At 74.5% G+C, this 6,947-nt stretch carries 5 protein-coding genes and 1 pseudogene; 4 read left to right on the top strand and 2 right to left on the bottom strand.

Going from position 1 to position 6,947, the window contains the following annotated elements; genetic code table 11:
• From I5E_RS25105 to I5E_RS01495, 3 genes and pseudogenes are all read left to right on the top strand, one after another.
• Positions 1–571 (top strand): annotated as a pseudogene (locus tag I5E_RS25105) (DUF4350 domain-containing protein); the annotation flags it as partial.
• A complete protein-coding gene (locus I5E_RS01500) occupies positions 568–1,563 on the top strand; it encodes an AAA family ATPase (protein WP_022905436.1) in 996 nt (331 codons plus the stop codon). The pseudogene I5E_RS25105 and the gene I5E_RS01500, both read left to right, overlap by 4 nt.
• Positions 1,563–2,915, top strand: a complete 1,353-nt coding sequence (locus I5E_RS01495) for a DUF58 domain-containing protein (protein ID WP_022905435.1) — start codon at positions 1,563–1,565, stop codon at positions 2,913–2,915. Before I5E_RS01500 ends, I5E_RS01495 begins: the two co-directional genes overlap by 1 nt.
• Positions 2,916–2,918: 3 nt before the next feature.
• Here I5E_RS01495 and I5E_RS01490 read toward each other — a convergent pair whose 3' ends face one another.
• On the bottom strand, positions 2,919–3,914 hold the full coding sequence (locus tag I5E_RS01490) for a stage II sporulation protein M (RefSeq protein WP_022905434.1): 996 nt from the start codon (positions 3,912–3,914) through the stop codon (positions 2,919–2,921).
• 189 nt (positions 3,915–4,103) lie between these two features.
• Between I5E_RS01490 and I5E_RS01485 the strand changes: the two genes are divergently transcribed.
• Entirely contained in the window at positions 4,104–4,973 is an 870-nt protein-coding gene (locus I5E_RS01485; protein WP_022905433.1) for an RDD family protein, read from the top strand.
• A gap of 460 nt (positions 4,974–5,433) precedes the next feature.
• Here I5E_RS01485 and ahcY read toward each other — a convergent pair whose 3' ends face one another.
• Positions 5,434–6,825 carry an adenosylhomocysteinase gene (gene ahcY, locus I5E_RS01475; protein ID WP_441294317.1) on the bottom strand — a complete coding sequence of 464 codons (1,392 nt, stop codon included), beginning with the start codon at positions 6,823–6,825 and terminating at the stop codon, positions 5,434–5,436.
• Positions 6,826–6,947: the final 122 nt, after the last annotated feature.

The following is a 6,947-nucleotide window of genomic DNA, read 5'->3' as shown; positions in this document are numbered from 1 at the left end:
ATCCCACCGCCGGCACGCCGCGCTCGCCCTCGGGCTGCTCGGCGAGGGCGCCACTCTCACCTGGTACACCCCGGTCCCGGGCGCCTCGGACGCCGCGCCGACCCTCGGTTCGCTGGCACCGCCGTGGGTCCCGAGCGCACTCGCGCTGCTCGGCCTCGTCGCGGTCGCCGCCGCGTTCTGGCGCGGTCGTCGCCTCGGGCCGCTCGTCGTCGAGCGGATGCCCGTCGTGGTGCGCGCCGCCGAGACCACGGAGGGCCGCGCCCGACTCGCCGCCCGCACGGGCGATCGCACCCACGCCCTCGACACGCTCCGGATCGCGGCCATCCGGCGCACGGCTCGTCGGCTCGGACTCCCCCGGTCGGCCCACGTCGACGAGGTCGTCCGTGCCGCGGCCCGCGCCACCGGGATCCCCGACCGCCGCGTCGGGGCCGTCCTCGTCGGCGGGCCGACCACCGACGACCGCAGCCTCACCGCCGGAGCGGCAGCGCTCGACGAGCTCGAACGCGCCGTCCTCGCCGCGACCACCGGCGCCCGCCAGACCGACCGAGACCACCGAGGAGCACGCCCGTGACCGACCCGTCCACCACCCAGAGCCCGCAGGCGACCCGTCCGGCCGATCCGCTCCGCGACGCCTTCGGGCGGCTCCGCGCCGAGGTCGGCAAGGCCGTCGTCGGGCAGGACGGCGCGGTGTCCGGGATGATCGTCGGCATCCTCGCGCAGGGGCACGTGCTGCTCGAGGGCGTCCCCGGCGTCGCGAAGACGCTGCTCGTCCGGAGCCTCGCGGCCGCGATGTCGCTCGACACCAAGCGGATCCAGTTCACGCCGGACCTGATGCCCGGCGACGTCACCGGCTCGCTGGTGTACGACGCCTCGACCGGTACCTTCCCGTTCCGCGAGGGGCCGGTGTTCACGAACGTGCTCCTCGCCGACGAGGTGAACCGGACGCCGCCGAAGACGCAGTCCGCGCTCCTCGAGGCCATGGAGGAGCGCCAGGTCAGCGTCGACGGTGACGCCCGCGCGCTGCCCGACCCGTTCTTCGTGGCGGCGACCATGAACCCGATCGAGTTCGAGGGAACGTACACGTTGCCGGAGGCCCAGCTCGACCGCTTCCTCATGAAGCTCACGCTCGACGTCCCGCCGCGCGACGTCGAGTGGCAGGTGCTCCGGCGGCACGCCGACGGCTTCGTGCCGCGTGACGTCCGCTCCGCCGGCATCGCCCCGGTCCTCGGCGTCGACGAGGTCCTGGCCGCCCAGCGTGCGGTCCGCGAGGTCGGGGCACGGGACGACGTCCTCGCCTACATCGTCGACCTCGCCCGCGCGACCCGGCAGGCGCCCTCCGTGCGGGTCGGTGTCAGCCCCCGCGGCGCGACCGCCCTGCTCGCCGCGGCGAAGGCGTGGGCGTGGCTCACCGGTTACGACGCAATCACACCGGACCACGTGCAGGCGATGCTCCTGCCCGTGTGGCGACACCGGCTGCGCGTCGCCGCGGACGCCGAGCTCGAGGGCGTCGGCGCCGACGGGGTGCTGCAGCAGGTCGTCGAGCAGGTCCGGGTGCCGATCTAGTGGCGATCTCCGGCCGCTTCGTCGCGCTCCTCGCGGTCGCGATCGTGCCCACCGTGCTCCTCGGCACGGGATGGGCCGGTCTCGCCTGGGCCGGGGTGGTCGTGCTGGCCGCCGTGCTCGACGTGCTGCTCGCCGCCGACCTCACCGCCGTGCGCGTCGAGCGGCGGATGCCGAGGCTCGCGCGGCGCGACACCACCGCCGACGGCACGCTCGTCCTCGCCAACGACGGGAGCCGCTTGCTCCGCGGCGTGGTCCGCGACATGTGGGAGCCGTCCGCCGGACACGCCCCCAGGCGGATGCGGCTGCAGGTCCCCGCCGGCGAACGCCGGACGGCACGCATGCGCTTCGCCCCGTTCCGGCGCGGCCGTCGGGCGTCCGCCGGCGTCGCCGTGCGCGCGTTCGGTCCGCTCGGACTCGCGGCCCGGCAACGGGTCGTCCCGGCGCCGGCGGAGCTGGTCGTCACCCCGCCGTTCCGGTCCCGTCGGCACCTGCCCTCGCGGCTCGCACGTCTGCGGGAGCTCGACGGCGAGACCACGCTCCAGCTCCGCGGTCACGGCACCGAGTTCGACTCGCTGCGGGACTACGTGCGCGGCGACGACGTCCGGTCGATCGACTGGCGCGCGACCGCCCGGCGCCAGGACCTCGTGGTGCGCACCTGGCGTCCGGAGCGGGACCGTCGGGTGATCGTAGTCGTCGACGCCGGGCGTGCCGGTGCCGGCCGCGTCGACGACGAACCGCGCCTCGACACGTTCATCGAGTCCGCCCTGCTCCTCGGTGCCCTGGCCGCAGCTGCTGGCGACCGGGTCGACCTCGCCGTGCTCGACGACACCGTCCGCTCGCGGGTGCACGGTGCCACGCGCAGCGACGTCGTCCAGCGCTTCGGCGAGACCCTCGCACTCACCGAGGCCGGGCTCGCAGCGACGGACTGGGCGGCGGTCCCGGGGCTCGTCGACTCGATCACCACCTCGCGGGCGCTCGTCGTGCTCGTGTCGAGCCTGGACTCCGTGGGGGCGTCGGGCGACCTGCTCGCCGTGCTCCCCCGGCTCACCCGGCGGCACGCGGTCGTCGTCACCAGCGTGACGGACCCGACGGTCGAGCGGATGGCGAGCGGGGCCGTGGAGCCGACCGCCCCGGAGCCGCGGCGACGCGGCGGGCGGGTGCCGTCCCTCCCGGCCCGCGCCGAGCGCGACGTCCACCGGCGCGCCGCCGCCGAACGCACGCTCCTCGACGCCGACGGCGTGGCCGACGTCGCACGACGCGCCGGAGCCGAGGTCGTCCGCGCTGCGCCCGAGCAGGTGCCACCGCTCGTCGCCGACGCCTACATCCGTGCGAAGGCCTCGGGGCGGCTCTAGCCGTCAGTCGGCGACGAGGGCGGACGTGCCGCGCTCGAACTCCTCGAGGTCGCCGCGCTGCCCCGCGTGGTGCGCGCGCCCGCCGAGGACCCACTGGTACCAGAGCACGGCCGCGAGGGCGACGGTGCCGATCCCGATCTTCACCGGCCACGGCCAGTCCTGACGGGTCACGGTGCCCTCGACGAGTCCGGACAGCAGGAGCGTGAGCGTGAGGCCGACGGCGATCGTGATGAGCGCTCGGCCGTCCTCGGCGAGGGCCTGGCCGCGGGTGCGGGCACCCGGCGCGACCCACGACCAGAAGATCATCAGGCCCGCGGCCGCCGCGAGGAAGATCGAGTACAGCTCGAGCTGGCCGTGCGGGGCGATGTACAGGAAGAAGTCGCCGAGCCGGCCCTGGTCGTGCATGATCGCCGCCGAGACGCCGAGGCTCATCGCGTTCTGGCCGATCGAGAACGGCACGAAGAGGCCGGTGATGCCGAACGCGACCATCGTGGCGGCGATGTAGGCGTTGTTCGTCCACACCTGTGCCGTGAACGCGCCGAGGCCGTGGTCGGAGTAGTACGCCTGGAAGTCCTGGGTCGCGTACTGCCGCAGCGCCTCGGACGTGCCGAAGGTGTCGACGGCTCCCGGCGTCGTCGTGATCCAGACCGCCGTGATCGCCGCGACCGCCGCGGTGGCCGCCGCGACCCAGATCGTGACCCAGCGGATCCGGTGGAGGGCCGCGGGGAGCTGCAGGACGAAGAACGCCGTCACGGCTGCCAGCGGGTCGACCGGGGTGCCGGTGAACCGGAGCCGAGCGCGGAAGAGGGTCAGCGAGAGGCGGTCACCCACGGCGGAGCGCGGCGCGGCGCCACGGATCCGGGCGAGGTCGGTCGCGGCCTCCTGGTAGCCGGAGACGAGGCGGTCGACGTCGGCGCCGGAGGCGTGACGGGCGCGGGCGAGTCGGTCGAGTTCCTGCCACCGGTCGCGGTGCACCTCGGTGTAGGCGTCCAGGTCCACAGCGTCTCCCCCACTCGTCGTGTCCGCAGTCGTTGCGTCCGCTGTCGTTGCGTCCGCAGTCGTTGCGTCCGCAGTCGTTGCGTCCGCAGTCGTTGCGTCCGCGCTCCGGTGCCGCTCGTGTCGGTCGTGCGCACGGCCCGTCCGGACGGTCCCCGCGCGGACGCCGGGTGTCTCCGACAGAATGATCCCATGCCGAAGACCCGCGTGCCGCGTGACCTCGCCGACGGTCGGTTCGTCCGAGCGCTCGAGGACACCCACGACGAGCTCGTCGTCGGCGAGGCCGTCGCACTCGACGTGCAACCCGCCGGCATCGCGCTGCGGTTGGCGGCGGCGCTCCTCGACGGCGTCTGCCTGCTCGCGCTCTACCTCATGCTCGTGTTCGGCCTCTCCCGCGTCTGGCCGAGCGGCCTCGACGACGCGTGGGCGACGGCCCTCAGCATCGGCGCCCTCGTCGCCGTGCTCGTGCTCGTGCCGGCGGCGCTCGAGACCGCGACCCGCGGCAAGAGCGTCGGCCGCTACGCCACCGGCACCCGGGTCGTGCGGCTCGACGGCGGGGCGATCGGGTTCCGGCACGCGTTCACCCGAGCGCTCGTCGGACTGTTCGAGCTGTGGATGACCGTCGGCTCGGTGGCGTTCCTCGTCGCCTTGTTCGGCTCCCGGCCTCGGCGGCTCGGCGACCTGCTCGCGGGGACCTTCGTGCAGCACGAGCGCACGGCGAAGCAGCGCGACCCCGAGGTCCTCATGCCCGCGGAGCTCGTGGCCTGGGCCGGGGTCGCGGACGTGTCGGCGCTGCCGCAACGGCTCGAGAACCGGCTCGGGGCGTTCTTCCGCGGTGCCGCCGACCTCCGGCCCGAGCTGCGCGAGGCGGCGGCGCGTGACCTGGCCGCCGCGGTCGCCGGGTACGCGCACCCCGTGCCGTCGGTCCGACCCGAGGTGTTCCTCGCCGGGGTCGTCGTGCTGCGGCGGGAGCGGGACCTGCGGGCGCTGCGGGGGCGGGCGGCGGTGCTCGACCGCGCGTCGGCGGTGGCGACGGCGCGGCCGCCCGGCTTCCCGCGCTGACGCGGGGGCGCGGGGCGCGGGGCGCGCGGCGCGGCGCCGGCACGCGCCGCGGGCGCGGAGCGCACGAGCGCGCCGCGCGCACGGCCCGCGGGCGGCGCACAACCAAAAGCGCCTGGAACCGCGCGGATGCGCAGTTCCAGGCGACTTTGGTTGTGCCGCGCGCAGGTAGCGCGGCGAGGACGCGCAAGCGCGGCGCCGCGCGCAGGTCCGCGCCCCGGAACGAACACTGTGCCCAGTTCCATCGGGGCGCAGTGTTCGACCGGGGGCGCGGACCGCAGCGCTCTCCGGCGCGAACCGGCGCGACCGGCCCGAACCGGCGCGACCGACGGCCGCCGGCGGCGGCCCGGCGCACGACCGAACGCACCCGGAACCGCGCACGTGCGCGGTTCCGGGTGACCGTGGTCGTGCAGCGGACACGCGCAGCGCGCCGGGCGCGCGCGGGCGCGCCCGGCACGCTGCGTCAGTACCGGTAGTGCTCGGGCTTGTAGGGGCCCTCGACCGGGACGCCGATGTACGCCGCCTGCTCCGGCCGGAGTTCGGTCAGCGCGACCCCCAGCGCGTCGAGGTGCAGGCGCGCCACCTTCTCGTCGAGGTGCTTCGGCAGCACGTACACCCCCGTCGGGTACTCGTCGCGCCGGGTGTGCAGCTCGATCTGTGCGAGCACCTGGTTCGTGAACGAGTTGCTCATCACGAAGGACGGGTGGCCGGTGGCGTTGCCGAGGTTCATCAGGCGCCCCTCGGAGAGCACGAGGATCGAACGGCCCGTCGGCAGGCGCCACTCGTGCACCTGCGGCTTGATCTCGACCTTCTCGACGCCCGGCAGTGCCTCGAGCCCGGCCATGTCGATCTCGTTGTCGAAGTGTCCGACGTTCGCGACGATCGCCAGGTGCTTCAGCGCGAGCATCTCGTCCACGCCGACGACCCCGAGGTTGCCAGTGCAGGTGACGACCATGTCGACCTGGTCGGCGACGTCCGCCAGGCGTGCCACCTGGTAGCCGTCCATCGCGGCCTGGAGCGCGCAGATCGGGTCGACCTCGGACACGATGACGCGGGCACCCTGCCCGCGCAGCGCCTCGGCCGCCCCCTTGCCGACGTCGCCGTAGCCGACGACGAAGGCGACCTTGCCGCCGATCAGGACGTCGGTCGCACGGTTCAGGCCGTCGGGCAGCGAGTGCCGGATGCCGTACTTGTTGTCGAACTTCGACTTCGTGACGGAGTCGTTGACGTTGATCGCCGGGAACTTCAGCTCACCGGTGCGGAAGAGCTCGTACAGGCGGTGCACGCCCGTGGTGGTCTCCTCGGTGACGCCCTCGATGTCGGCCGCGATGCGGGTCCATCGGTCGGACGACTCCTGCAGCGACGCGGCGACCGTGTCGAGGACGATCTTCCACTCGGTGCTCGCGTCGGCACCCGCCTCGGGCACACGCCCGGCGGCCTCGGCATCGGCACCGGTGTGCACGAGCATGGTCGCGTCACCGCCGTCGTCGAGGATGAGGTTCGGGCCGGTCCAGTCGGCACCGGCGGCGGCTGCCTCGGCCGACCAGTCGAAGATCCGGCTGGTGCACCACCAGTACTCCTCGAGCGTCTCGCCCTTCCACGCGAACACCGGGACGCCGGCCGGCGACGAGGGGGTCCCGGTCGGGCCGACGGCGACGGCCGCGGCGGCTTCGTCCTGCGTCGAGAAGATGTTGCAGCTCGCCCAGCGGACCTGGGCGCCGAGCGCGACGAGGGTCTCGATGAGGACGGCGGTCTGCACTGTCATGTGCAGCGACCCGGCGATGCGCGCACCGGCGAGCGGCTGCGACGCGCCCGGCGTGCTCATCGACGCCTTCGTCGTCCGCATGCTGCTCATCCCGGCCGCGATGCACCTGCTCGGCGAGAGCGCGTGGTGGTTCCCGAAGTGGCTCGACCGGATCGTGCCGGACGTCGACGTCGAGGGCGCGAAGCTCGAGCGGTCGCACCCGACCGGCGGCG

It is taken from the genome of Curtobacterium sp. B18 (assembly GCF_000333375.1).
GTDB lineage: Bacteria > Actinomycetota > Actinomycetes > Actinomycetales > Microbacteriaceae > Curtobacterium.
This window is presented reverse-complemented; position numbering and strand designations above follow the sequence as displayed.